Source organism: Streptococcus sanguinis (assembly GCF_019929225.1).
Lineage (GTDB): Bacteria > Bacillota > Bacilli > Lactobacillales > Streptococcaceae > Streptococcus > Streptococcus sanguinis_J.
Genome location: NZ_JAHZPA010000008.1, coordinates 14,241 through 41,202, shown reverse-complemented (window position 1 = coordinate 41,202; position 26,962 = coordinate 14,241). Strand labels below are relative to the sequence as shown.

Below are 26,962 nucleotides of genomic sequence, written 5' to 3'. Positions count from 1 at the left end.
AACCAAGGGAAACCTTGGTTTTTTGTGTGTTTATTTATAACGAGGTGTCGCAAAACCACGGATATTTCCATGACCGATGCGGTAAGTGTTGCGTTTAACTACGTTATTGCTGTTGCCTTCAATCGTGTGAATGATACCATTTTCAACTTTTTCGACAATACCGATATGATCAGCCCAGCCATCGTTTTGCTGGGTATCTTTGTCCCAGTTAAAAGTGATGATATCGCCTGCGCTAGGAGTCGAATTACCATCTTCATTCCAGATACCAAGTCTTTGGAAAATATGAATATGGCGCTCTACACCACACTCGCGGCCGATAAGATCACTCAAGCCCTCTCTTTGGAAAATAACCGTCGTGAAAATGTCGCACCAGTCATCTGTGTTCTTCACAGCATAGCCAACCGGCAGCGGTCTGACACTGTTATAATCGTTGACCAAGCGCTGATGCTCAGCACTTCCTCCCCTGACACCTACCATAGCAGCTGCCGCCGCAAGAACACGGTCTCGCTGACTAGCTGCCTGAGGACGGTTCACAGAGATAGAGGTCTTTTCTCCACCAGCTCCTTGCAGCTGATTTTGATTATTTAAGTAATACAAGTGAACATTGTATTCGCCTGCATTATTCTTATGGTCACGCGCATATACATGCTTACGATAAGTTCCATCAGCCTGACGATCCGCTGTGTACCATTGGATATCATCTTGACCATTCGCTTCTGACCAAGTCGGCAGGTAGACTGTCTTGAGGCCTTCTGGTGCCACAATGCCTGATACTACAATGTCAAACTCTCCAGTATCGTTATTCTTATTTTGAATACTGATTTTACCCTGCGGCTTACTGATAGAAACGTTGGTCTTGATGCCACCTGCTCCTACCAGCCTGCCATCATTTTGGACATAGTAGAGATGTACATTATATTCGCCCTGAACGTTGTTATGGTCGCTCGCACGAACTCGCTTACGATAGGTACCATCCGGCTGACGCTCAGCGTTGTACCATTTGATATCATCCTGACCGTTGGCCTCTGACCAGGTTGGCAGGGAAACAGTCTTGAGACCGCCTGGCGATACAATATCTGAAACCACAATATCAAAATCGCCATTTTCGCTGTTACGATTTTGGATACTGATTTTGCCCTGTGGTTTAACTGCTGACACATTGGTTGTAGTACCGCCAACACCGACTAACTGCCCGTCGTTACGGACATAGTAAAGATGGATATGATACTTACCAACTGAGTCTTTATGTTTACTAGATTCAACAGTAACTTTATAGGTACCATTAGCCTGCTGAGTAGCTGTATACCAGATAATATCGTCTTGACCGTTAGCTTCAGACCAAACCGGAACACTGACAGCAGACACTTCATAAGGGGCAGAAACGTTTGAAATCACAACATCAAAACTGCCGTTGACATTATTCTTATTTTGGATACTGATGTTGCCCTTTGGCTTACCTAGAGAAACATTAGTTTTTATGCCACCAGCACCAACCAGCTTGCCATCATTCTGCACATAGTAAAGGTGCACATTATATTCGCCCTCAACATTATTGTGATCACTCAGACGGACACGCTTACGATAGGTGCCATCCGCTTGACGCTCAGCATCGTACCACTTGATGTCATCTTGGCCGTTGGCTGTAGACCAGGTTGGAACAGAAACACTCTTCACCCCCCCTGGGGATGAGATCCCCGAAACCACAATATCAAAATCACCGGTTTCATTGTTGCGATTCTGGATGCTGATTTTGCCCTGCGGCTTGCTGATAGAAATGTTGGTCTTGATACCGCCTGCTCCTACTAACTTGCCATCATTTTGCACATAGTAGAGATGCACATTATATTCGCCTTGGACATTGTTATGATCGCTCAGGCGAACTCGTTTCCGATAAGTACCGTCAGCCTGACGTTCTGCATTGTACCACTTGATATCATCTTGGCCATTGGCCTCTGACCAAGTTGGTAGGGAAACATTCTTGAGACCGCCTGGCGATACGATATCTGAAACCACAATATCAAAATCGCCAGTTTCGCTGTTGCGATTCTGGATGCTGATTTTGCCTTGAACTTTTGGTTTTTCTATAGAAATAGTCGTTTTAGTGCCACTTACACCTACCAAGCTGCCATCATTTTGCACATAATAAAGATGCACATTGTACTCACCCTCAACATTTTTGTGATCGCTCAGACGGACACGCTTACGATAGGTGCCATCAGCTTGACGCTCAGCGTTGTACCACTTGATATCATCTTGGCCGTTAGCCTCAGACCAAGTTGGCAGGGAAACTTCCTTCAGACCGCCCGGAGATGAAATACCTGAAACTACAATATCAAAATCGCCAGTTTCCTTGTTTCGATTTTGAATACTGATGGTGCCCTTAGGTTTTCCAAGAGAAACGGTCGTTTTAGTGCCGCTTACACCAACCAAGCGGCCGTCATTTTGGACATAATAGAGATGGACGTTGTACTCGCCCTGCACATTATTGTGGTCGCCTATGCGTACTCGCTTACGATAGGTGCCGTCAGCCTGACGTTCAGCAGTATACCATTTGATATCATCCTGACCGTTGGCCTCTGACCAGGTTGGCAGGGAAACAGTCTTGAGACCGCCTGGCGATACAATATCTGAAACCACAATATCAAAATCGCCAGTTTCGCTGTTACGATTTTGGATACTGATTTTGCCCTGTGGTTTAACTGCTGACACATTGGTTGTAGTACCGCCAACACCGACTAACTGACCGTCGTTGCGGACATAGTAGAGATGGACATTGTACTTGCCAACTGAATCCTTATGTCTGCTAGAATCAACAGAAACTTTATAAGTACCATTGGCCTGCTGAGTGGCTGTGTACCAGATAATATCGTCTTGACCATTAGCTTCTGACCACACTGGAACACTAACGACAGACACTCCATAAGGAGCAGAAACGTTTGAAATCACAACATCAAAGCTACCGTTGACATTATTCTTATTCTGAATACTGATGTTACCCTTTAAAGGCTGCTTAGCAAGAGCAGACTGCTGGGTAAATCTCCCAGTGTAATCTACGCTATGGTCAAATACATGTTTGCCAGCTAAAAGCTGAGCCTGAGCTGTAAACTGCCATGCTCCAGCGCCACTATTGTATTTGAGAGATTTAGCTCCATCAAGATTTAAATTAGAGGACGGATACTGGGCCACCCAGAAGTTGCTATAGCCAAATTGCGATGTATTAACTGGTCCCTTGCTGCGAAGATTATTTTGATCCAGCCAGCTGGCACTAGTATAATACATCAGGTTAGAATAACCCAGTCTGCGCATCTCATCCGCCCAAGCCTGGGTATGCTGGTTAATCCCATTTTGCATTTTGGGATCTTCCATGTCATTGACCATGACTGTGTTTTTAGGCAAACCTAGTCTATTAGCAAAGGCAGCGTAATAACGAGCTTCGGCTCTCGCTTCTTCATCGTTAGTATAGTGCGAGAAGGCATAGGTCGATACTTGTAAACCAGCTCCCTGAGCATTTCTCACTTGAGACTCAGCAAATGGATTCGTGTAATGGGTTCCTTCAGTCAGTTTGACAACGACACCGCCAACCCCTTGCTGGGCTAATTTACGATAGTCGTCTACGCTGATATGGCCATTGTGGCTGCTGACATCTACAAAGGATGTGCCTTTTATCTCCGCTTGGGAATTCCCGCGGGCTGCCTGAGCCTTTGACCCCGCATTATAAAATACAGTTTTTCCAGCATTACTAGCTTTTGGTGCTGATGCTACTGCAGGACTAGCCTTGGGCTCTGAGGCAATAGCAGAATCTGCAACAGAAGAACTTGCTTTTGCTGACTGATCAGCTGCAGTTTCATTCTGATTAGAAGCATTTGCATCTGGCTGACTTTGCCCTTCTGGCTTAGCAGAAGCTACCTGAGTTTCTACAGGAACTGATTGAGCTGCTCCTCCAGACTCAACAGCTGTTCCTGTAGCGTTCGTTGCTTCCTCCTCTTGCTTAACAGCTGTTCCTGTAGCGTTCGTTGCTTCCTCCTCTTGCTTAACAGCTTGAACTGACTGTTCTGCAGATGATACTGCTACAGTCGGCTGATTCTCGGAACTAACAGACCTTTCTGTTTTTAAAACTTCTGACTCAGCGATAGTATGTTCCTCGGCTTTTGCAACATTGGCAGTCGCTGCCAGCAAAATAGCCGTACTCGCTAAATAAACTAATTCTTTCGATTTCAACTTTTCTCTCCAACTTTTAAAAAACTTGTCACCTTTGGGAGGACAAGTCTTTTTTCAACATTTTTTATTTTACAAAATCAAGCAATGCCAAGAAGCTTTCAGCTTCAAGTGATGCACCACCAACAAGAGCACCGTCAACATCTGGACAAGCCATGTAAGACGCAACATTTTCAGGTTTTACAGAACCGCCGTACTGAACGCGAACCTTGTCCGCTACTTCTTGACCAAAGTCAGCTGCTACAACGTCACGAACTGCTTTACACATCTTTTGAGCGTCGTCTTGAGTTGCTGACTTACCAGTACCGATAGCCCAGATTGGCTCATAAGCGATAACCAATGATGCAACTTGCTCAGCTGTCAAGTCTTTCAAAGCAGCTGATACTTGAGCACCAACGAAATCTACAGCTTTACCAGCTTCGTAAGTTTCAAGCGACTCACCACAGCAGATGATTGGCACCAAACCATTGCGGAAGATAGCGTGCGCTTTTTTATTGATGTCTTGGTCTGTTTCATGGAAATAATCGCGGCGTTCTGAGTGACCGATAACAATGTAGTCAACTCCAACCTCTGCAAGAACTTTAGGGCTGTTTTCACCAGTGAAAGCACCTGCATCTTCAAAGTAAGCATTTTGCGCTGCAACCTTAAGATTGCTTCCTTTAGCTGCTGCCAAAACAGTTGTCAAATCAAGTGCTGGAGCAGCGATACCAGCTTCTACCAAATCTGAAGAAGGTAGCTTAGCAGCAACCGCTTCTACAAAAGCCTTTGCTTCTTCAGGATTTTTGTTCATTTTCCAGTTACCAGCAATAAATGGTTTACGTGACATATTCACACACCTCTTCTATTTTATTTATAGTAACATTGTAACATAGTTGAATGAAATAATAAAGGTTATCCACAGAATTTCATCAAATTGAAACATCTTTATTTTAAGGGGATAAGATCTGTGGAAAATTCTTCTCATTATCATTTCCCACCCGCATCTTCAAGCCAGCTCTTTCTCCACCAGAGCACGCACCTCAAAATCACCTCTTCAGTCTGCCAGAAGAAAAAACAGAACCTAGTCTGAGACTAAGTTCTGTCGCTGTTATAAACGTCAAAGAAAATCACTGTTTCTTCTCTTGCTTGTAAAATTCTTTTAAGGCATCCTGCCAAGTCGGAATGACAAAGCCTGTAGCCTTGGCCTTGGTCAGGCTCATAGTTGAGTTGAAAGGTCGCTTAGCCTTGGCCGGGAATTTGCTGGAATCAACCGGCTGGACTTCCACATCTGTATCTTTGAGAATTTCCACTGCAAAGTCATACCATGTCGTGTCCTCAGCCGCATCATTAGACAGATGGTAGTAACCAAATTCCTTTTGATTCTCAGCCAGATGAGTCATAAATTCAGCCAGCGTACGAGTCCAAGTCGGACGGCCATGCTGGTCATTGACTACAGTCAGAGTTTTGTGCGTCTTAGCAAGATTTTGCATGGTAAAGACAAAGTTTTTACCGTAGTTACCAAAGACCCAGGCAGTACGGATAATATAGAAACGGCTGGAATATTTCTCAACCAGCTCCTCACCCATGCGCTTGGTACGGCCATACTCTGTCTGTGGATCCGGCCGGTCATCTACTTCCCATTCCTCTCCGACAGGCTTTTGTCCGTCAAAGACATAGTCTGTTGAGATGTAGACCAAGGTCGCTCCGTGTGCTTCTGCTGCTTTTGCAACATTTTCGGTCCCGGTCACATTGATGGCATAGTCCAGCTCTTTTCCTTCGTCCTCAGCCGCATCAACTGAAGTATAAGCTGCGCAGTGATAAACCAAGCTTGGCTTGACTTCCGCAAAGACCTTGTCCACCATTTGCGCATTGGTAATATCCATTTCCGCCACATCAACAGCCACATACTCCTCATTGCGCTCATCCAAAAGATAGCGAAGCTCTGTACCCAGCTGTCCATTCGCACCTGTAATTAAAATCATTTGTCTTTCCTTTCACATCATAAACATTCAATGAGTTTATTATAACAAAAAAAGCAGAAAAAATCTGCTTGGTCGAATCACCATCGGAAAATATACTTAATAGTATAATCTAGAGAACATCCTCTTGCCGCTTTTGATACTCTGTGTACAAGAGATACAACAATCTGCAAGTAATAATGAATAGACTTATCATCAGAGGCAAAAAAGTTCGAGTGCTTGAAGCGTAGAGAGTTGGAGATAATGAAATAACCATGCGGCCAATAAAGCCAATTACAAATAAATAGGTCAGCCATATTCTTTCTTTAAAGTCAGAAACTACAAGCCACAAAGCGTAAAGAATCATTAATAGCAGCAAGCCATAAAAAGCGACTGCGCTCATATACGTGATATTAAAAGAAAATGTCCCTGATTCTCTGGCTGCTTTACTGATACCTGTTAATGTACCAAAAATAGTATTCCAGCCCATTTTTTGTGAAAAAATATTGAATATGACAAAACCGCTCAGAGCTAAGGCTGTTACACTTTTCTTATGAAGAGCATAGACAAAGAGCACAAGCAAGAAGACCATCACAAAGGCAAAGGACGTGGAAAGCAGATTATCGCCTGTCTCCAGAAAGCCAAGCCCAAGCTTTTGCAAGATATTCAAGTTAGGAAAGTTGGGGAACCAACTGACAATATTCTTTTCCAAACGCAGAGCATTCCCCGGAGACAGCTTGGCTGATATGATTCCTAAAGCGCTCAGTGCCAAATAGCATAGATTACCCAGTAAAGGTTTTTTCTCTTTTTTCGCAAGGACAGTTTCAAACAGAAGCCATAAAAAAGCGTAGACAGCTAATTGTTCTTGCATGATAGCAACTAAAAAGCACAAAAGGCTAGCCATATTAATCCAAATATTTTTAGATTCTCTGCAAAAAAGTGCAAAAAGCAACAAGGAAGCAGGGAAAATGTAATTGACATAGGTTGGAATAGAACCCGCGCTTAAAAATTCAGTTGCTGGAAGGAATATAAAAATAAGTAAAGCTGGCAGCCAAGGCAAGGAAGGAGTCAGCTTCCTTAAAGCATAAACCAAAAGCAATGTTGCTAGAAAGGCTGCTGCTATAAACAGCTTTTCGTGAACGGAAAATAATAAGGTGGCTGACTCAATGAACAGCCTACTGCTCCAAGTAAAATAACGATCAATCCCAAAGAATAAATAATTGTAATGAAATTCCTTAGCATATTCTAAAAATGCTGTTTGGTCTCCTACTGGGGTGATTTTATTATTGATATAAAACTGTATCGCATAAATAAACGAAGACAAGCATAAGACAATATTAATTTTTTTATTTTTCACAATTTCTCCTCAGCTAAATAAGAGTCACTTAAGCTCAAAAACTCTCTCAAAGACTCACTTACTCTTCTCTTTAATCACATAAATTGGGCGATGCTTGGTTTCCATGAAGATTTTGCCGATGTATTTGCCTAGGATACCGATGGTCAGTAGCTGAAAACCCCCGATAAGGAGAATGACGGTCATAAGGGATGGCCAGCCAGATGTCGGATCACCAAAAACCAAGGTACGGATAATAATTACCGCCATTAGGATGAAGGCTAAAATCCAAGACAGGATACCTCCTAAAAAGGCGATGTTGAGCGGCGCATCAGAGAAATTGACGATGCCTTCTAAAGAATAGTTAAATAGAGACCAGAAATTCCAAGAGGTCTTGCCAGCCACTCGTTCAACATTTTTGTATTCCAAGTACTCGGTATTGAAGCCAACCCAGGCAAAAATTCCCTTGGAGAAGCGATTGTACTCTGAAACCTCCAGAATGGCTTCCACCATCTGACGGCGCATCAGTCGGAAGTCACGCGCACCATCTACCATCTCTACCTGACTAATCTTGTTAATCAGCTTATAGAACAAATTGGCGAAAAAGCTTCGGATTGGGGGCTCGCCCTCTCGAGTAGTGCGACGAGTCCCCACACAGTCCAGCTCAGGATTCGAGTCCAGCATGGCCTTCATCTTAATAAGGAGCTCAGGCGGATCCTGCAAATCTACATCCATGACCGTCACAAAATCCCCGCTCGCCTCTTGTAAACCAGCATAGAGCGCTGCTTCTTTTCCGAAATTACGAGAAAAGGACAGATAGTGCACGTCAGGACAGCGACTGCTGAGCTCACGCAAAACAGCCAAGGTTTGGTCTGTCGATCCGTCATTGACAAAAATATATTCAAACTGGTCACGGATTTGATATTTCACCGCTTCCATAGCTTCATGAAACAGAGGAATAGACTCTTCTTCATTGAAGCACGGAACAATCACTGAAATTGTCATTTTGATTACCTGCTATTTTTTAATATCTCTCATTATAACAAAAAACTAGGCGAAAACCTAGTTTTATTCTTATTCGCTCAGTCTAGAGGCCTTGAAAATTAGATAGATTCCAAGGCGATTCTCAAATCCTCTATCAAGTCTTCCACATTTTCCAGACCGATAGAGAGACGGATTTGATTTGGTGTAATGCCTGCTGCCAGCTGAGCCTCTGGTGACATCTGACCGTGAGTCGTCGTAGCTGGATGGACGACCAGGGACTTAGCATCTGCTACATTGGCCAAGTCAGAGAAAATCTCTAAGCTGTCAATAACCTTACGAGCTTCTTTCTCCCCACCTTTGACATTAAAGGTAAAGATGGAGCCCACACCTTTAGGGAAATATTTTTTAGCCAAAGCATGATAAGGACTGTCAGCAAGCTTGGGATAATTGACCTGCTCAACCTTAGGATGCCCCGCTAAGAATTCCACAATCTTCTCGGCATTGGACACATGGCGTTCTACGCGCAAAGAGAGAGTTTCCAGTCCCTGTAGGAAGAGAAAGGCATTGAAGGGAGACATAGCTGCGCCCGTATCACGCAAGAGCTGGGTCCGGACAGCGGTAACAAAGGCTGCCGCTCCGACATCGCGCGTATAACTGATATCATGATAGCTCGGGTCCGGGTCCACAAACTGCGGAAACTTGCCAGAAGCTCCCCAGTCGAAACGACCGCTGTCCACAATCACACCACCGATGCTGGTTCCATGACCGCCGATAAACTTGGTCGCAGAATGTACTACGATGTCCACTCCATGAGAAAAAACATTGATCAGATAAGGTGTTGCAAAGGTATTGTCGGAAATCAGCGGAATTTTATGAGCATGAACCAGCTCTGCCAAAGCATCAAAGTCAGGAATATTTATCAAAGGATTGCCCAAACTTTCAATCAGAACCAACTTTGTATTGTCCTGAATAGCTGCTTCTACTTCAGCCAGATTTTCAATATCCACAAAAGTCGTGGTAATGCCATAGCGAGGCAGGGTTTCTTTGAGCAGATTAAAGGTACCACCGTAGATGGTAGAGGCTGCTATTACATGGTCGCCAGCATGCGCCAAGGCTAGAACGGTATAGGTAAGGGCCGCCATACCAGAAGCTGTCGCTAGAGCTCCAACCCCACCCTCCAAAGCCGCAATCCGCTCCTCAAAAGCAGACAGGGTCGGATTGGTAATCCGAGTGTAGATATTGCCCGGTTTGCGCAGGGCAAAAAGTTCTTCTCCCTCCTGAGTATCGTCAAACACATAGGAAGTTGTCTGGTAAATAGGCAGAGCCCGAGACTTGGTTGTCGGATCAACTGTCTGTCCAGCATGAAGCTGCAGAGTTTCAAATTTAAATTCACGTGTCATAAGGTCACCTCACTATAGTTATGTGATAAGTCTACCACTAAACGCCCCGCTTGACTAATAGAATTTCCTTATCAAAAGAAATAAAGAGAAGCTATATCTTATAGCTTCTCTTTTATAATCTCAAAAGTCGCTTGATTGCTGGGCCAGTACAGCTGCGACGAAACTTTGTCTAAAGCTACCCACTGAGCTCCTACATGCTCATCAGAAATCTGGATTTCTTTCTGTTCAGTCAGAACTAGAAAGAGATTTTTGTGGATGGACAGATTTTCATCAATCTTTACCGTAAAATCTCCAAGACTAGTCAAATTTGGACAAGCTAAGAGCAAGCCGGTCTCTTCCTTTATTTCACGAAGACAAGCCTCTTCTGGGCTCTCGCCACTCTCAATCCCACCAGTAATGGGCTGCCAAAAGGAAACTTTCTCATTCTCCACTTTCAAGAGCAAGATTTCCCTATCCTCTGGATGATAGATCCAGGCTTCAATCGACTGTTTCATCATGATTTTTTCTCAATCGGTGCTATGCTGGCTAGCACTTTCTTCAGACCCACTTCTGGGAAATTAATCTTAAGCTCTTGATTATTTCCACTGCCAGAGACTGCCAGAACTGTCCCATCGCCCCATTTCTTATGGTGGGCAATATCTCCGATAGCCCAAGCAACTTCTGGCTTAGATGGCTGGCTCTGACTGCTCTTTCCAAAAGGCAGACTGCCTGTAGAAATCGAACTTGGTGCCGCCTGACGCTTCCGCTCTTGTAGAGCCTGTGCTAGACTCATGCCTTGACCGAATTGACTGGTATCACTATTGGTATAACTGACCTTAAAGGAGCTATTTGCCGGTCGAGCCAGGCCTTGATAGTCTAGCAAGTCTGATCTGATTTCTCTCAAGAAACGGGTCGGCTGATTGTAGTTAGTCCGACCATAAAGCATACGGGAATTAGCATTAGTCAGATAGAGAATCTTCTCTGCTCGGGTGATGCCGACGTAGGCCAGGCGCCGCTCCTCTTCCAACTCATCTTCGTCTTCAGACGCCCGACTTAAAGGGAAGACATTTTCCTCCATACCAACCAGAAAGACGACCGGAAATTCCAATCCCTTGGCTGCGTGGAGGGTCATTAGAGTCACTTCGGAACTCTCCGTATCTCCGTCATCTGTGTCTGCGATCAAGGCTAAGTCATTGAGAAAACGGCTGAGCTTATCCAGGCCAGACTCATCAGTAGGATTGTCTGGACTTTCGTCAAAATTCTTGGTTACAGACAGGAATTCTTCGATATTTTCAATTCGAGCTTGACTTTCCAAGGTTGCCTGGGCAGCCAAGGCTGCAGCATAGCCTGTCTTTTCTAAAACGGCTTCTACCAGCTCCGTCACTGTAAAGTCGTCCAAGCGCTCCCGCAAATCCAGAAGCATATTAGCAAAATCATAGACTGCCTGAGCCGCCTTACCCTTGACTGGCGAAAGCAGGATATTGGCTGACGCATCCAGTAAAGAGATTTCCTGACTGGACGCAAAATTCCGAATTTTCTCCACCGTTCCTGGTCCGACACCACGCTTGGGCTCATTGACCACGCGCTCATAGCTGATATTATCGCTAGGATTGGCGATGAGATTGAGATAAGAAATAACATCTCGGATTTCCTTGCGGCTGTAGAACTTGGTGCCACCGACCATGGTATAGGGAATATTGGATTTGAGCAGGGCTTCCTCCACCGTCCGTGACTGGGCATTGGTCCGGTATAGAACTGCAAAATCCTTATGACTGTAGCCTTCTCGGCTCAGTTGATCAATAGTCCGAGCGACAAAAAGAGCCTCATCCTGCTCGTCATTAGCCCGATAGTAGACAATTTCCTCACCGTCTTCGTTTTGAGTCCAGAGATTTTTAGGACGGCGGTTGCGGTTGTTTCGGATGACTTCATTAGCCGCCTGAAGAATGGTCTTGGTTGAGCGATAATTTTCCTCTAGCAGAACTACCTTAGCTTCTGGATAATCCTTTTCAAAGTCCAGGATATTCTGCATATCGGCTCCCCGCCAGCCATAGATAGACTGGTCAGCATCTCCGACTACGCAAATATTCTTAAAGCGGGAGGCCAAGAGCTTGACCAGCTGATACTGAGCATGATTGGTATCCTGATACTCGTCCACATGGATGTACTGGTAGCGTTGCTGGTAGTAGGTCAAAACGTCAGGATTTTGATCAAAGAGTCGCAGGGTCAGCATGATTAAGTCGTCAAAGTCCATAGCCTCAGACTGGCGCAATTCCTTTTGATAGGCCGTGTAGCACTTAGCTACAATCTCTGTATACATATCACCAGCTAGATTTGCATAGGCTACCTCATCAATCAGGTCGTTCTTAGCATTGGAAATAGTTCCCAGAATGGCACGCTCATTCCACTTTTTAGGGTCCAGATTGAGATTTTTGAGAATTCGCTTCATCAGAGTCCGCTGTTCGCCAGGATCAACGATCGTAAAGTTGCGGTTGTAGCCAATATGATCTGCTTCTCGTCTCAGAATACGCACACACATGGAGTGGAAGGTAGCGATTAAGCAATCTTGAGCTTCCGTTTTAAGTTTTTCAGCCCTTTCTCTCATCTCCCGCGCCGCCTTATTGGTAAAGGTAATGGCAAGGATATTCCAAGGATTGACCATTTTTTCATCAATCAAATAGGCAATACGGTGGGTCAGGACACGGGTCTTACCCGAACCAGCCCCCGCCATTATCAGCAAAGGCCCTTCTGTTGTTTGAACCGCCTCAGCCTGACGGTCATTCATACCGTTTAATAAAGGATGCATTTTTCTTCCTCTTTCAAAGTCAATGCTACTATTATAACAAAAATCCTGATGAAGCTAAACCAGAAAGAAGAGGAATTTCTGATTTTAGATTAGATTTTCGGCAAAGTCATTTAAGGCACCCTAAGCCCGATTCAAATTGAAAATCAGGCCTATTTTTGCTATAATATGCCCATATGAGACTTAGAGTACCTGTCCAGAGATGACATTTTTTCGCAAGTCTCTTTTCCATTCTGCTGCCCCACTAGAAAGAAAGGCTGTCATGAAAAATCCTAGTAACAATCTGAAGCTAGCGGAGAGAGGAGCCATCCTGTCCATCGCTACCTATCTGATTCTCTCAGCGGTCAAGATTATCGCAGGCTCGACCCTCCAGTCCTCCAGTCTGACGGCCGATGGCTTCAACAACGTCTCTGATATCGTGGCTAATATAGCCGTTTTAATTGGCCTGCGTATGGCTAGAAAACCAGCCGACCGTGACCATCGCTTTGGCCACTGGAAGATAGAAGATCTGGCCAGTCTCATCACATCTTTCATCATGTTTTTCGTTGGATTTGATGTCTTGATAGAGACCATTCAGAAAATTATTTCCAATCAAGAGACCAAGCTTGACCCAGTTGGTGCCGTGGTCGGAATCATCTCGGCAATCATTATGTTGGGTGTTTATTTTTACAATAAAACACTGGCTAAAAAAGCTCACTCCAAGGCTCTGGATGCCGCAGCCAAGGATAACCTATCAGACGCTGTCACTTCTATCGGCACTTCAGTTGCTATCATTGCCAGCGCCTTTAACTTTCCAATCGTTGATAAGCTGGTAGCCATTGTCATTACCTTCTTCATTCTCAAGACGGCCTATGATATTTTTATGGAATCTTCCTTCAGCCTGTCCGACGGATTTGATGAAAGCCTGCTCCAAGACTATAAGCAAGCTATCCTGGAAATTCCTAAAATCACTCAGGTCAAGTCACAGCGCGGCCGGACCTATGGCAGCAATATCTATCTGGATATTATCTTGGAAATGAATCCGGATTTGTCTGTTTTTGAAAGCCATGAGATTGCGGACCAAGTTGAGGATATGCTTATGGAGCGCTTCGGAGTCTTTGATATTGACATTCATATTGAGCCTGCTCCCATTCCCGAGGATGAGACGCTGGACAATCTTTACCCAAACCTGCTCATGCGTGAACAGCTCGTGGAGCAAGGCAACCAACTGGATACACTTCTGTCCGCCGAATTTCTCTACATTTCCCAAGATGGCCGACAGCTGAACAAGGCTGAATTTCTGGCAGAAAGAGCCTCAAAAACACCTATCAAGAACGTTGAACTGCTCTCTGTCAGCCAGAAAACCAAGCTCATCCGCTATGAAATGGATGGTGTTATCCATACCAGCCTCTGGCGCCGCCACGAAGTATGGCAAAACATCTTTCACCAAGAGACACGAAAAAACAACTAGACCGGCTGTCTGGTTGTTTTTTCGTAAGCAGTAATTTTCTTTCTAAAAAGATTTTAAAAAAACAAAGCAACTGTGGGTTACTTCGTTTCGACAAATCCGAATTTACTCAGCGGTGAGAGTCGGAACTCCACCACTCCCTTGATTTGACTGGCTTTGATGAGCCCAAATTCTCGGCTGTCCTTCGTATTTTCCCGTCGATCATTAAGAATCAAATAAGAATCTTTAGTAATTTTATCAGACTTTGAGTCTTTTAAATCCATAACAGAGAAATCATGAGTATAGTAACCCGAACTTCCTGCTGAAGCTAGATATTTCTCGCGTATTTTCTCAATATATTCTTCCGACATGACCTGACCGTTCAGGTAAAGAAGATCATCCATATAGGTTACCTGATCCTTTTCCTGGGCAATGACCCGGCCGACATAGTCTTTGCCGTCCACTTCATAGAGGACAAAATCCCCACGCTTGATGTCTTGCTTTCTCGTCGCCAAGACCAAGTCATTCTTTGCCAAGTAAGCATTGCTGTCTTGCTCAGTCACCCGATAAGGCGTATAAATAAAAACTCTCAGCCCTATAATGATAGCTGCCAGTACTGAAAAAATAATAATATTTCTTAATAAATCTCTCTTTAACATTCGTCTCCCCCATCTCTTTTATACCATTATATCATTTTTAGACAAAATAGACAAAGGTACAATTTTATTTCAAAAATCAATTCTCAAACTTGTTCTTCTCTCAAGTAAGATAAGTGGTATCGCATAGACAAGAAAAAAACCGATGATTTTCCAATCAACGGTTCTTTTTTGTTGTCTTAGATTAACGTACTGTACGGATGCGCATCGTGTTGGTACGAACTGCTTCACCAAGCGGCACACCAGCAACAATAACGATATCATCGCCAGATTCAACCAAGCCTTGCTCAACTGCAATCTTTTCAGCGATTTCAAACATATCATCTGTGTTAGATGGAGTTTCAGTAGTCACTGGAATAACACCCCAGTTCAGCATAAGACCACGTTGAGTCAATTCGTCAAAAGTGATAGCTAAGATATCAGCGTTTGGACGGTACTTAGAAATCAAGCGAGCTGTGTGACCTGTCTTAGTAAGGGTAACTACCAACTTGATATCCATTGAGTTTGTAGCATCTTTAACTGCTGAAGCCATAACTTCAGTCTTAGAGTTGCGCTCAAAGTTGTCAGTTGTCAAACGGCCATATTCGTTAAGAAGGGTTTGAGCATTCTTATCGATAGTCGCCATTGTTGTTACTGACTCAAGTGGGTATTTACCATTTGCAGACTCGCCTGAAAGCATAGTTGCATCAGTTCCGTCGATAACAGCGTTAAATACGTCTGATACTTCTGAACGAGTTGCACGTGGTTTTTCTGTCATGGTTTCAAGCATGTTAGTTGCTGTGATAACCACTTTACCAGCTGCATTTACCTTAGTGATAATCATCTTTTGGTAAACTGGAACCATTTCGAATGGCACTTCGATACCCATGTCACCACGGGCAATCATGATACCGTCAGCAGCTTCAATGATTTCGTCCAAGTTATCGATACCTTGTTGGTTTTCGATTTTCGCGAACAGTTGAACGTGTCCATTACCAGTTTCTTCACAGATTGCACGAACTTCGTTGACGTCTTTTGCAGTACGTACAAATGAAATCGCGATGAAGTTGATTCCTTGCTCAAGACCAAAGCGGATATCGTCATTATCACGCTCAGCAAGTGCTGGGAAAGGAATCTTAGTGTTAGGAATGTTCACACCTTTTTGCTTAGCGATAATGCCGTCATTTTCAACTTCTACTTCAAATTCACGAGTAGCATCATCTTTAGCGACAACACGAAGACCAAGTTTACCATCGTCAACCAATACTTGACGACCAACTTCAACATCATCATAGATGTCCAATCCACCGGCAACGTTCAAAGCAATTACTTCACGAGTAGACTTGATGCCTTGCTTAGTAGCAACACGGATTTTTTCACCAGTCTTGTATGAATACTCTTTTGCATCGCCTTCAAACAATTCTGTACGAATTTCTGGTCCTTTTGTATCAAGAAGGAAACCAACTTTTTGGCCGGCAATTTCTTCTGCACGCTTAACAGTTGCCATGCGCTCTCCTTGCTCAGCATGGTCACCGTGTGAGAAGTTGAAACGGAATGTGTTTGCGCCAGCTTCAATCAGCTTAGCAATGTTTTGAGCTGATGCTTCAACATCCAGCTTTTCTCCCCAATATCCGTCATCACCAAATTTTTTACCACCGCGGATTTCTACCGCAGGACCTAATGTTGCAACGATTTTTACACGTTTATTCATGATTGTATGAAACTCCTTCTTCTATTTGGCCTCTTGGCCTGAATAACAAATAATAATTAAATATTGATGCTGCGGTTCAAATCAGCCAAGTCCAGATCAGCCTTGTGCGGATTATTGACAACAATCTTACCTTCAGCAGTCAAGCTAAAGAGTGCTCCTTCTTCAGCAGTTCCCAGAATTGGGCTTTCAACCATCTGCTCATTGCGGATTCCAACAGCAACTCCGCCGATACCTTCTTTAAGCAGTTTAACAGCATGTGCTCCCATACGAGAGGCAAGAACACGGTCACGCGCAGTCGGTGAGCCTCCACGCTGGATATGTCCGAGCTCTGTGACACGCAAGTCGCTCATATCACCAGCTTCTTTCAGCTTCTCAGCGAATTCATCCGCTGACATGACACCCTCAGCCAAGACGATGATGTTGTGCTTCTTACCCTTGGCATAGCCATTCTTAATGCTTTCAACAACTTCTTCAATCTTGAAACCTTCTTCAGGAACGATGATTTCGTCCGCACCAGATGCAATACCTGCCCAAAGAGCAATATCACCAGCATTACGTCCCATTACTTCAATAACGAAAGTACGGCGGTGACTGGATGAAGTGTCCCGAATCTTGTCAATCGCATCCATGGCTGTAGTAACAGCAGTATCAAAACCGATAGTGAAGTCTGTTCCGACGATATCATTATCAATGGTTCCTGGAACACCAACAGCTGGGAAGCCATGCTCTGTCAAGCGCATCGCACCGTGGTAAGAGCCATCACCACCGATAACAACGACACCTTCGATTCCATGTTTTTTAAGCTGCTCAATTCCTTTCAGCTGCCCTTCAACTTGGGCAAACTCAGGGTAACGAGCAGAGTGAAGGAAAGTTCCACCGCGAGAAATAATGTCACCAACTGATGTCGCATCAAGTGGGTAAATCTCGCCAGCTACCATTCCAGCGTAACCATCATAAATACCGTAAACTTCCATTCCTTCGGAAATTGCTTTACGAACAACTGCACGGATGGCAGCATTCATACCAGGGGCATCACCACCACTAGTCAAAACAGCAATACGTTTCATTTCGCTTTTTGCTCCTTTTTCTTTTTAACATTCTTATAGATTATACCACAATCATCATGAAAATTCTCTTATTTTCCATATTTTTTAACGAAAAATCGTTTTCATAGTATAATTCTTCAATTCCTCTTGCAACTGCTCCGATTTCTCCACTCGGAAATGAGGTGCAGATACGGTTCGCTTCTCATCTTCATAGCGCAGGACAACCGGAATATTGCCGGGGTATTTCTGCAAAATCTGAGATATTTCCTGATCATGTTCATGGCCCGCAAGTTTTATCCAGAAGCGTTCAGTCGTGGTCTCCTCTATGTCTGCCAAGACCAACTGTAAGCGTCCATCCCGTTCCTGCACCTTGCCGGTCAAGTAGTAAATCCCCTTCTCCTTAATGCGTTCACCCAGCTGTCTATAAGTATCAGGAAAGACTGTGACATCCAGTTTTTTCTTCGTATCTGAAACCTGCAAGAAAGCCATATTCTCGCCCTTTTTAGTCCGGATAGTCTTGATAGTCTGGACCTCACCTAAAATCCTAGCTCTGCTATTTTCCGTCAGCTCACTAATCCAGCTAAAGGGCTGGTCCGCTTCTTTGGCCAGTTTAACCAAGGGGTGATCGCTAAGCCCCACACCGATTATGCTCTGTTCCAGCTCAAACTTTTCGGCATCGCTAAAATCCTGAGCCTCTGTCCAAGAATAAGTCGTATCCGCAAAGAGACTGCCCAACTCATCTGCAAATACAAATAGATTAGGCAGATTGGCTAGAATTTTTTGGCGATTTTTCTCAAAACTGTCAAAGAGCCCCAGCTGGATCAGAGGAGTCAGCAGAGAAATCTTATGGTAATTCTGAGGCAGGCGCAGAATAAAGTCTTCCACCCCAGTAAAGGCGGCATTTTGTCTCTCTTCAATAATCCAGTAAGCCAAATCCCTAGGCAGGCCTTTGATGTTTTTCAGGCCCAAAAAAATCTTCTTATCCTGAAACTTATCATGGTAGGGGATATTGTTGATACTGAGGGGTGCTGTTTCAAAGCCAAAACTCAGGGCATCGGTGATATAGTCACTGCTAGAATAATTAAGCATGACATCAAAGAAAACATCTGGATAGTGAGCCTTGAAGTAAGCCAACTGAAAGGCCAGAGCTGAGTAGGCATAGGCGTGACTGCGGTTAAAGCCATAACCAGCAAACTTCTCCATAATAGCAAAGACTTCCTTGGCTTTAGATTCCGAATGCCCTAGCTTGAGAGCACCTGCAACAAAGTCCTCCTGCATGCGGTGCATTTCAGCAGCACTTTTCTTACCCATTGCCCTTCGTAAAATATCGGCTTTCCCCAGACTAAAGCCACCAAAGCGCTGGGCTACCTGCATGACCTGCTCTTGATAGAGCATGATACCGTAAGTCGGAGCTAGAATATCAGCCAAACTGTCATCAATCAACTCCACCTGCTCCAGTCCATGCTTTCTCTTGACAAAATTGTCAATATAATCGCTGGCTCCAGGACGATTGAGAGAGGTTGTGGCTACTACTTCCTCAAAGCGAACCGGCTGAACCCGCTTAAGCAGGCTGATTGCACCCGGCTGCTCAAACTGGAAAATCCCCTTGGTCTGGCCAGCCGCAAAGAGTTTCAGAGTGTCTGCATCCTCCAAGTCAATCTCGGCAATCTCAATATCTACCTTATATTTTTTCAGGGTTGCTTCCTTCATCCGCTGGACAAAGGTCAGATTGCGCAAGCCCAGAAAGTCCATCTTGAGCAGACCGTTGCTCTCCACACCGTGGGCATCATATTGGGTGATATACATGTCCTCACCATATTTGAGCGGTATCTGGTCTGTCAGGTCATTGTCACTCATCACAACGCCAGCTGCGTGGATAGAAGTCTGACGGGGATGACCTTCGATTTTTTTAGCAATATCAAAGGCCTTTTGATATTCCAGCTTACTATTGATAATCTGACGAAAGGCCATATTTTTCTCATAAGCAGAGGTCAGGCTATCGCCAAAGCGGATTTTCTTGGTGATATTGGTCAGTTCGTACTCTGGCAGTCCGAAGCGCTTGAAGACATCACGGATGGCTTGCTTGGCCCCAAAGGTCGAGTAGGTCACAATCTGAGCCGCATGCATACTGCCATAGCGGTCGCGAACATAACGTATAAACTCCGGCCGGTAAACATCTGGAATATCAATATCAATATCGGGCATGGTATAGCGCTCTAGATTTAGAAAGCGCTCAAAAAGCAAGTTATTCTTGACTGGGTCAATCCCAGTAATCTCCAAAGCATAGGCCACTAGACTGCCGACAGCAGATCCTCGCCCCATTCCCATATAATAGCCTTGACTGCGACCAAAACGCAGCAAATCCCAGACAATGAGAAAATAATCATCAAAGCCCATCTGATGAATGACAGCCAGCTCCTGGTCCAGCCGCTCCTGATAGAGTTTACCTGTTAAACCGCGTTTTTTTAAGCCAGCTTCGGAGCGCTCCCGCAGCTCTTCCACAGCTGGCCGCTCCCGATTAAAGCGGGGCAGTTTCAGCTCCCTATTGATATCATAGTGAACATCACGGACTAGCTTCTCAAGGTTAGCCAGACTCTCTGGGAAAGTTTCCTTAAAAGCTCCTGCCAGAGCATCTGGTGCCAGCAAAAACTCATGATTGGGGAGGCTGCCAATCTCCCGCAGGCTGGCATTTTCTCGAATAGCCCGAAGCATCTGCAAGGTCTCCAAATCCCCTGTGTCAAAATATCGGACGGTATGCAGGGGCAGGGTTGGTCGACTAAACTCCTGCTGGGGCGTTGCTGGAAAGACTCCAACATAAAAATCCAACCCCAAATCCAGATCTACTACTCCGTTAAAAGCAGGAACAATCACAGCCAATCCCTTAAAGAGATGCTGGAAATCCTCCCAGTTTTTTTGTCCCATCATCTTGAGAGTAGAGACTTTCATCAGATTGCGATATCCCTGACTGTCTAAGGCTAGCAGACGGAGATGAAGCTCCTGCTCTGCCTTGATCAGACTCAGCTCCAAGCCTAAAAGCGGCTGCAGTCCCGCAGATTCGGCTTCCTCTAAGAAATGATAGGCTCCATAGAGATTGTCCACATCCATCATGCCCAGATGACTATATCCTAACTCCTTGGCTTTCTGCACATATTTCTTTATCGGGATCAAGCTATCCATAAAACTGTAAACAGTCTTGGTATCAAGTTGTATCACCACATTTTTCTCCTTGAACATGCTTTGCTTCTTCTTATAACTATTATACCGCAATTCACTGAATGAGGGAAATAGGAGTTTGACTAAACATAAAGATTCCATTCACCCTTTCCGGCTTTCTTTGCCATTTTCCTAAGGAAAAGGTATAATAATTGTAAATTGAAGAAAATAAAGGAGACATGTATGAATCAGTATCCTCTGGTCTATCTTGACCATGTCCATAAAAATTATGGCGACGCACCCGCCCTCTATGATGTGAGCTTAAACATCCAGCCTGGCAGAATCATCGGACTTCTAGGTCCTAATGGCAGCGGCAAGACAACTATTATCAAGCTTATCAATGGTCTCTTGCAGCCCACCTCTGGCCATATTTATCTCAAAGGCGTGGAACCTTCACCTGAGACCAAAAGAATCGTTTCCTATCTACCAGATACGACTTATCTAAGCGACAGCTCTAAAGTAATCGAAGCTATAAAATATTTCCAAGATTTTTATGATAATTTTGACAGCGCGAAAGCCATGCAGCTTCTAAAGGATCTTCATATTGATCCTCAAGCGCGCATCGGAAGCCTTTCAAAAGGAAACAAGGAAAAAATGCAGCTCATTTTGGTCATGAGCCGCCATGCGGAACTCTATATCCTAGACGAGCCTATCGGTGGTGTTGATCCGGCCGCTCGCGACTATATCCTGCAGACCATCATTCAAAACCGCACACCTCAGTCTTCTGTCATCATTTCCACCCACTTGATCGCAGATATTGAGCCAATCTTGGATGAAGTAATCCTGATTAACCAAGGTCAGATCTTTTTGCATGAAAATGCTAATCAGCTGCGTCAACAGTACAATCAATCCATTGATAATCTTTTCCGCAGCCAGTTTCGCTTTTATTAGGAGGTCTTCATTATATGTTTGGAAAACTGTTTAAATACGACTTTAAGTCTAATTACAAATGGTATTGTATCACCTTTGCCATTCTTCTCACTCTATCAGTCTTTATGGGAATCATAGCTGGCAGCATCTTAAGACCTGAGGCAATGAATCGCTATAGTGAACATCCATTGTCTATTAGTGGTGTTATTATCACTTTCTATCTACTATTTCTCTTGCTGTTTTCTGCATCTTGCGCAGTCTTTCTATCCAATACCATCATTATTATCCGTCGATTTTATAAAAATGTCTTTGGGAGAGAAGGCTACCTGACTTGGACCTTGCCGGTCACCCCGCATCAGATTCTTCTGTCCAAGCTTCTTTCCGCATTTGTTTGGACCCTCTTGTGTATGCTGACCATGTTTATTAGTGGTTTAGTCATCTTTGGCATTGCGCTTCCCCTTGTAGGCTATTCATTCGATGAGATTTTTAAATTTATTGGTGAAATACCAGATTTGTGGCTATGGATTGTCAAATACGGCTTCCTTAATCTCCTTCAAATCCTTTCTGGTATCCTCTTCTTTTACCTAGCAATCTCAGTCGGACAGCTTTTCAAGAAGAATCGGATTATGATGGCTGTGCTCTTTGGATTTTTGATTTGGACTGTTCTGGCAGTCCTGTCACTCTTATTACCTAGTTCTTTTGATTCATATGGACTACTTAGTTTATATGATTACAGTTACTCCTCTTCGGAATTTGAACAGATGCTAGATGGCTTCATTATTATCAGAGTCGTCTTTGAGCTGGTCAAAATTTTCGGTTTCTATTTTACAATCTATGCCATTGTAAAAAACAAACTAAATCTTCAATAAGCAAAACAAGGTTGAAACGTTTTGTTTCAACCTTGTTTATTTTTACTTCAGAATAATCGCTGCCACGATGGGGCTGACCAGAACGTACATGAGGCCGGTCACGCCAATCGCAAGTCCTGCCATAGCTCCGGCGACCTGTCCGTATTTAAAGGCGGTTCCCGTTCCTACCGCATGGCCAGTTCCACCTAAAGCTAGACCGATAGCTACTGGGTCTGTGATTTTTAAGAGCTTAAGAAGCGTTGGCCCCAAGACACTGGTCAGAATGCCCGTCGCAACAACCACCACTAATGTCACTGTAGCAAGACCTTGCAGCTTGTCTGTGATGCCGACAGCCATGGCCGTTGTGACAGATTTCGGAAAAAGAGAAACAGCCAGAAAGAAATCCATGCCGAAAAACTTAGCCAGCAGAGCCGTAAAGCTGGTATTGACTACAACCGCCGCAAAGGTCCCAATCAAAATACTGCGCGCATGGTGCTTCATCAAATGAAAAGTCTTGTAAAGCGGAATCCCCAAAGCAACCGTAGATGGCACAATTAGGTTGTTTAAATAGGAGCCGCCGACATAGTAATCCTTGTAGGAAATACCGGTTAATTTCAAAAAAGCAATAACCAAAACTGCTGCAATCAGCAAAGGAGTTGTCAAGGGATGAGGAAATCTCCGAAAAATCAATAGGCCGAACAGATAGGCCAAGATAGACAAGGCAAGGCCAAAGAGAGGGTTGCTCCATAAATCAGACATTGCTGGCGTCTCCTTCCTCATAATCTCCTTCAAAACGAGTCTTAATCAGCTGCACCACAACTGCAATCACGCAGACATTAAGCACAATTGCTCCTAAAACAATCAAAATAATCGGCAGCAGATAAGGCGCGATGACCTGAAATTTATCCATGATACCAACTGCTGGAGGCAGAAAAAGAATGGTCATATTCGCCAAAAGAAAATTGCCAACCATACTGATATGGCGTAGGCGCAAGATCTTGAACTGCAGAGCTAAAAACAGCAAAACCAGACCTATGATACTGCCTGGAACAGGTAGGTGGAAAACACTTGAAATTCCTTCTCCAACGAGGGAAATCATAAAAATAATCATCAACTGAACGTATAATTTCATACCAAACCTCCATCACTTGTATATCCAGTTTACTCCTTTTCAGAAAAATATCAAGGTGCTTTCAGAAATTAAAACCTTTACATCCAAAATTTGCTTATAAAAATTCCCTCTATTGTCTGCAATAGAGGGTCTTTCTTATTTAGCAGTCGTCTGAGTAGCTTCCTAGACAGATGCTAGATGGATTGAATCATAAAGAAAATCATGAGCACAATCAGGGCAAGACTTGCCAAAAGAACTAAGATTTTCTTTGCGATATGGGTTTCCCAGTAGCCTGACTTGCCAATCGATGTATTGGTGTCTCTGTAAAATTGCTGGTTTTCTCTGGGAAGAAGACTAACCAGCAAAATCAAGACAAGGGCTGCTACAATTGTAAGTGTAATCAATATTGTTTGCATTTTATTTCCTCAAGGCTCCAATCAATGTAAAAATCAAGCCAATCAAGATCATCAAGCCCAAGACGATGACAAAGGCTTTGTTGAGGTTTTCCCCCAAGCTGGCCTTTTCTTTCTTGGGCTTGCCATGCTTGAGCTCATCTAACCGTCCCTCAATATCCTTATGAAATAAATCTTTTTTAGCCATGCTGACCTCCTAACAAGCTTTGGAGAGTCTCCTGATAAAGACTGACGGGTACATCATTGGCATGTCGGCCTTGAGCTTGCAAGGCTGACCGCATCTGCTCGACACCAGATAAGGCTTCTTCCAGAGTTGACGCCAGTTGAGTTGGCTGGCTGCTGTCAAAAATATGCTGTTGGACAATGTAGTGTCTGTCATGCAGGGTCTGCTCAAAGCCTAGAATCAAGAGATTGTTCTCAAAAGCCTTACGTACTGCCTGCAGGACCTGACCGCCGTGATTGATGTCCAGATAAATGTCTGATTCCAAGTAGAGCTGCTCAATTTGCTTGAGACTGGCATTTTGATAAAGGACTACATTCTTATAGGACAGCATAGACAAGAGTTTAGGTGACATTTCCGTAAGGGCAGCAATTCGAAAGACTAGCTGCGGCAGGGACTGAACCAAGGTCTCTAAGCCTTCAATCTGATCCGAATGGGTCAGGATTAAAGCATCTTTTCGTAGGTAGTTGTCCCGCTTGAAGTCATAATGATAGCCCAGATGCAGGAACTTCTGCTGCTGGTCAGCTGCAGCCAGACTCTTGGCCTTTTCATAAGTTGCTAAATCTGGAATGACAATGGTCTGCGCCCGCAGCTGACTGTTTTCCAGAATCAGCTGCATATTGCCCGGAAGCTCATCATACAGAGGTTCCTGCCAAAAGAGAATATCCTGCCCAGCTCGGCCTGTCAAGCTGTGGGAAACTAGGAAAGAATAAGCCAGCGAATTAAAGAGAATGTGATCCAAGTCAAAGTCTAGCCGCTCTAAAAAGAAATGGATAAAATCTACTCGGCTTTTAAAAATCCGCAAGGGCTCTTGGTCCAGAGTCAGGATGATGTCACCAGTGGCATGATTTTCCACGATGCGCTCCTGACCGTCTGTGCTATAGTAGGTTGTGTTGAAAGCCTCCTGGCCTGATTTATAGGCTGTTTTGGCAAAGCAGCGGCCTTGCTTATTATAGCGCTCACTCAGTCGCAGCTGGCCTTTTTTATCCAGCCAATCCACCTGTTTGACCAAGCGACCCTTGGCCTGACTTGCATAGTGAATCCGTGCTCTTTCTTCTCCCATGTCACTGACACGCGCCGACTGATGGTCACCTGTGATTTCCCAGAAAGGGGGCACTGGCACTTGATTGAAAAAAAGCGGGTGGTCTACTCCCTCTTCATCCCCTAAAAAATAAGTATAGGGGGAAATCATATCGTCCGGGAGAAAGCCATTGGCCTCAATGACAATGGTCGGACAGTCATAGCCAGCTGCAAGGAGGGAATCATGCAGATCCTGGGTTTCCTGATTGTAATAATCAAAGAGCTGAATCATCTCTGACCTCCTTTAAAAGCTGGGACCAAGCCGCTTCAACCCGGCTAGTCAAATAATTCTCGGCCACTTGATAAGAGTGTTGGCTCATCTCCTGCTGGCGTCCTTGGCTAAAGAGAGCTATTATTTTCTCCACAAAAGCAGCAATAATCTGGTCCTCGACCTGATTGGAACTGACCGGCAGCAGATAGCCATTTTTACCATCATCGATAAAAGTCTGATTGCCATAGCGGACATCAAAGCCGATGAGAGGCAGACCTGATCCGACCGCTTCCATGAGAGTCAAACCAAAGCCTTCACTGGTTGAAGCTGTCAGATAAAGCTCATAGCCTGCATAAATCTGACTCAAATCTGCATGCCCTTTAAGCCGAATGTAGTCTTGAGCTCCTGCTTCCTCAATCCTACGTCGCAGCTTCTCCTCTTCGCCCCCCTTACCGTAAATATCAAGAGTCAGCTCAGGTAGCTGGGCGTGGGCTTGGACAGTCGCTGCCACTAGCCAATCGATATGCTTTTCCGTAGCGAGACGCGAAGCCGTAATCATGGAGAAAGGCTTGCGAGGCTCTTTGGGATAAGTCAGCTGGCCAAGACTGCCCACCGGTATGGTGACAATCTTGGGCCGCTTGTCCGAGTAATGCTGGAACTGCTGCTCTAGAATCGTTTTCTGAGCCTCAGTTGCCACGATGAAAAAGTCCACCTTGTCAGCATTGGTAAACTGGTAGTCATAGAAATTGTTCCAGAGAATGTAGTCGTCACTGCTGGCATTTTCACTAAAATGCTCCGCATGGACCACTACTCCCAGCTTAGCCTTCTGACTCTCCTCAAAGACAACCTGACCAATCCCTGTCTCCCTATCCAAGATAACTACATCATCTGCCTGCAGCTGCAAACACTGGAGAAAATAGCGGACCAGCTCAGCCTTGGAATAGAAAATCCGATCTGGAAAGCGATAGAGCTCTTCCTGACCACCCTCTATCAGCATATCATAAGCCACACTGCCGTCTTCATGGTAAAAACGGCGCTGGTAGAGAGTTGCAGCGTCATTGTGGGGGGCGAAGTATTCACTAGCATAACGGACATAGGAGAAATAATCCTTGCGAATCAATCTCCCCCGCGAGACATACTCTACATGCTCAACAAAGTCCTGATCTTCCTGCCGCAGGTAGCAAGTGATAAACTGATCATCCTGCGGGTAGAAATAGCGGACAATCTTGCCCTCTCTCTCCGAGCGCTCCGGCTGACCTGCGACTTGAGCCAGCACCTGGTCCAGCGTCACCGTCGTCGGTGCAATCTTGATATCAGTAAAGTAATTATAAAGCCAGATAACTTCCTCATCCAGAAAACCGATATTTTCCGTCAAATGCTGGATATTATCCGCTAAAATCATATCCATAAAGACAAACTTAGCCGGCTGCTGGATCCTGCGCAGAAGCTGGGCCCGATAAGCTTGGGCGTATTCTACACCGCTGCTGGCCCAGCCGATGCCTAAGTTGATGTTATATACTGTCATATTCT

The 26,962-nt window shown here is 44.5% G+C and carries 21 protein-coding genes; 3 read left to right on the top strand and 18 right to left on the bottom strand.

Going from position 1 to position 26,962, the window contains the following annotated elements; genetic code table 11:
- Positions 1 to 30: 30 nt before the first annotated feature.
- The 8 genes from K1I80_RS11040 to pcrA all read right to left on the bottom strand — a co-directional run bounded on the left by K1I80_RS11040 (position 31) and on the right by pcrA (position 12,651).
- Positions 31 to 4,218, bottom strand: a complete 4,188-nt coding sequence (locus K1I80_RS11040; protein WP_223313876.1) for a GBS Bsp-like repeat-containing protein — start codon at positions 4,216 to 4,218, stop codon at positions 31 to 33.
- A gap of 64 nt (positions 4,219 to 4,282) precedes the next feature.
- A complete protein-coding gene (gene tpiA, locus K1I80_RS11035; RefSeq protein WP_002900651.1) occupies positions 4,283 to 5,041 on the bottom strand; it encodes a triose-phosphate isomerase in 759 nt (252 codons plus the stop codon).
- A gap of 280 nt (positions 5,042 to 5,321) precedes the next feature.
- Positions 5,322 to 6,176 (bottom strand): dTDP-4-dehydrorhamnose reductase, encoded by an 855-nt coding sequence (gene rfbD, locus K1I80_RS11030; RefSeq protein WP_223311227.1) that lies wholly within the window; start codon positions 6,174 to 6,176, stop codon positions 5,322 to 5,324.
- Positions 6,177 to 6,285: 109 nt separating this feature from the next.
- Complete coding sequence (locus K1I80_RS11025) at positions 6,286 to 7,509, bottom strand: beta-carotene 15,15'-monooxygenase (RefSeq protein WP_223311226.1); 1,224 nt, start codon at positions 7,507 to 7,509, stop codon at positions 6,286 to 6,288.
- Positions 7,510 to 7,563: 54 nt separating this feature from the next.
- Positions 7,564 to 8,490, bottom strand: coding sequence for a glycosyltransferase family 2 protein (locus K1I80_RS11020; protein WP_223311225.1), 927 nt, complete (start codon positions 8,488 to 8,490; stop codon positions 7,564 to 7,566).
- Positions 8,491 to 8,588: 98 nt separating this feature from the next.
- Entirely contained in the window at positions 8,589 to 9,869 is a 1,281-nt protein-coding gene (locus K1I80_RS11015; RefSeq protein WP_223311224.1) for an O-acetylhomoserine aminocarboxypropyltransferase/cysteine synthase family protein, read from the bottom strand.
- A 98-nt stretch (positions 9,870 to 9,967) separates the two neighbouring features.
- A complete protein-coding gene (locus tag K1I80_RS11010) occupies positions 9,968 to 10,366 on the bottom strand; it encodes an NUDIX hydrolase (protein WP_002906865.1) in 399 nt (132 codons plus the stop codon).
- Positions 10,363 to 12,651 (bottom strand): DNA helicase PcrA, encoded by a 2,289-nt coding sequence (gene pcrA, locus K1I80_RS11005; RefSeq protein WP_223311223.1) that lies wholly within the window; start codon positions 12,649 to 12,651, stop codon positions 10,363 to 10,365. The genes K1I80_RS11010 and pcrA overlap by 4 nt, the downstream gene beginning before the upstream one ends.
- Before the next feature lie 259 nt (positions 12,652 to 12,910).
- Here pcrA and K1I80_RS11000 point away from each other — a divergent pair, with 259 nt between their 5' ends.
- Positions 12,911 to 14,098, top strand: a complete 1,188-nt coding sequence (locus K1I80_RS11000; protein ID WP_223311222.1) for a cation diffusion facilitator family transporter — start codon at positions 12,911 to 12,913, stop codon at positions 14,096 to 14,098.
- 77 nt (positions 14,099 to 14,175) lie between these two features.
- Here K1I80_RS11000 and lepB read toward each other — a convergent pair whose 3' ends face one another.
- The 4 genes from lepB to K1I80_RS10980 all read right to left on the bottom strand — a co-directional run bounded on the left by lepB (position 14,176) and on the right by K1I80_RS10980 (position 20,682).
- Positions 14,176 to 14,733, bottom strand: a complete 558-nt coding sequence (gene lepB / locus K1I80_RS10995) for a signal peptidase I (protein ID WP_223311221.1) — start codon at positions 14,731 to 14,733, stop codon at positions 14,176 to 14,178.
- Between the two features lie 181 nt (positions 14,734 to 14,914).
- Positions 14,915 to 16,420, bottom strand: a complete 1,506-nt coding sequence (pyk, locus tag K1I80_RS10990; protein ID WP_002897851.1) for a pyruvate kinase — start codon at positions 16,418 to 16,420, stop codon at positions 14,915 to 14,917.
- Positions 16,421 to 16,476: 56 nt separating this feature from the next.
- Positions 16,477 to 17,487 (bottom strand): 6-phosphofructokinase, encoded by a 1,011-nt coding sequence (pfkA, locus tag K1I80_RS10985; protein ID WP_002895919.1) that lies wholly within the window; start codon positions 17,485 to 17,487, stop codon positions 16,477 to 16,479.
- 84 nt (positions 17,488 to 17,571) lie between these two features.
- Complete coding sequence (locus K1I80_RS10980) at positions 17,572 to 20,682, bottom strand: DNA polymerase III subunit alpha (protein ID WP_317627744.1); 3,111 nt, start codon at positions 20,680 to 20,682, stop codon at positions 17,572 to 17,574.
- Between the two features lie 180 nt (positions 20,683 to 20,862).
- On the opposite strand from K1I80_RS10980, the gene K1I80_RS10975 reads away from it, so the two are divergent.
- Positions 20,863 to 21,570, top strand: a complete 708-nt coding sequence (locus K1I80_RS10975; RefSeq protein WP_223311219.1) for an ABC transporter ATP-binding protein — start codon at positions 20,863 to 20,865, stop codon at positions 21,568 to 21,570.
- 14 nt (positions 21,571 to 21,584) lie between these two features.
- Entirely contained in the window at positions 21,585 to 22,418 is an 834-nt protein-coding gene (locus K1I80_RS10970) for a lantibiotic ABC transporter permease (RefSeq protein ID WP_223311218.1), read from the top strand.
- Between the two features lie 42 nt (positions 22,419 to 22,460).
- On the opposite strand, the gene K1I80_RS10965 is transcribed toward K1I80_RS10970, so the two are convergent.
- The 6 genes from K1I80_RS10965 to gtfA form a co-directional block, all read right to left on the bottom strand.
- Positions 22,461 to 23,156: an LrgB family protein gene (locus K1I80_RS10965; protein ID WP_002897855.1), complete on the bottom strand. Its 696-nt coding sequence runs from the start codon at positions 23,154 to 23,156 to the stop codon at positions 22,461 to 22,463.
- Positions 23,149 to 23,529 (bottom strand): CidA/LrgA family protein, encoded by a 381-nt coding sequence (locus K1I80_RS10960; protein WP_023916062.1) that lies wholly within the window; start codon positions 23,527 to 23,529, stop codon positions 23,149 to 23,151. Before K1I80_RS10960 ends, K1I80_RS10965 begins: the two co-directional genes overlap by 8 nt.
- 173 nt (positions 23,530 to 23,702) lie before the next feature.
- Complete coding sequence (gene asp5 / locus K1I80_RS10955) at positions 23,703 to 23,924, bottom strand: accessory Sec system protein Asp5 (protein WP_223311217.1); 222 nt, start codon at positions 23,922 to 23,924, stop codon at positions 23,703 to 23,705.
- 1 nt (position 23,925) lies between these two features.
- Positions 23,926 to 24,108, bottom strand: a complete 183-nt coding sequence (gene asp4, locus K1I80_RS10950) for an accessory Sec system protein Asp4 (protein ID WP_125377559.1) — start codon at positions 24,106 to 24,108, stop codon at positions 23,926 to 23,928.
- Positions 24,101 to 25,453 (bottom strand): accessory Sec system glycosylation chaperone GtfB, encoded by a 1,353-nt coding sequence (gtfB, locus tag K1I80_RS10945; RefSeq protein WP_223311216.1) that lies wholly within the window; start codon positions 25,451 to 25,453, stop codon positions 24,101 to 24,103. Before gtfB ends, asp4 begins: the two co-directional genes overlap by 8 nt.
- Entirely contained in the window at positions 25,437 to 26,957 is a 1,521-nt protein-coding gene (gene gtfA / locus K1I80_RS10940) for an accessory Sec system glycosyltransferase GtfA (protein ID WP_223311215.1), read from the bottom strand. The genes gtfB and gtfA overlap by 17 nt, the downstream gene beginning before the upstream one ends.
- Positions 26,958 to 26,962: the final 5 nt, after the last annotated feature.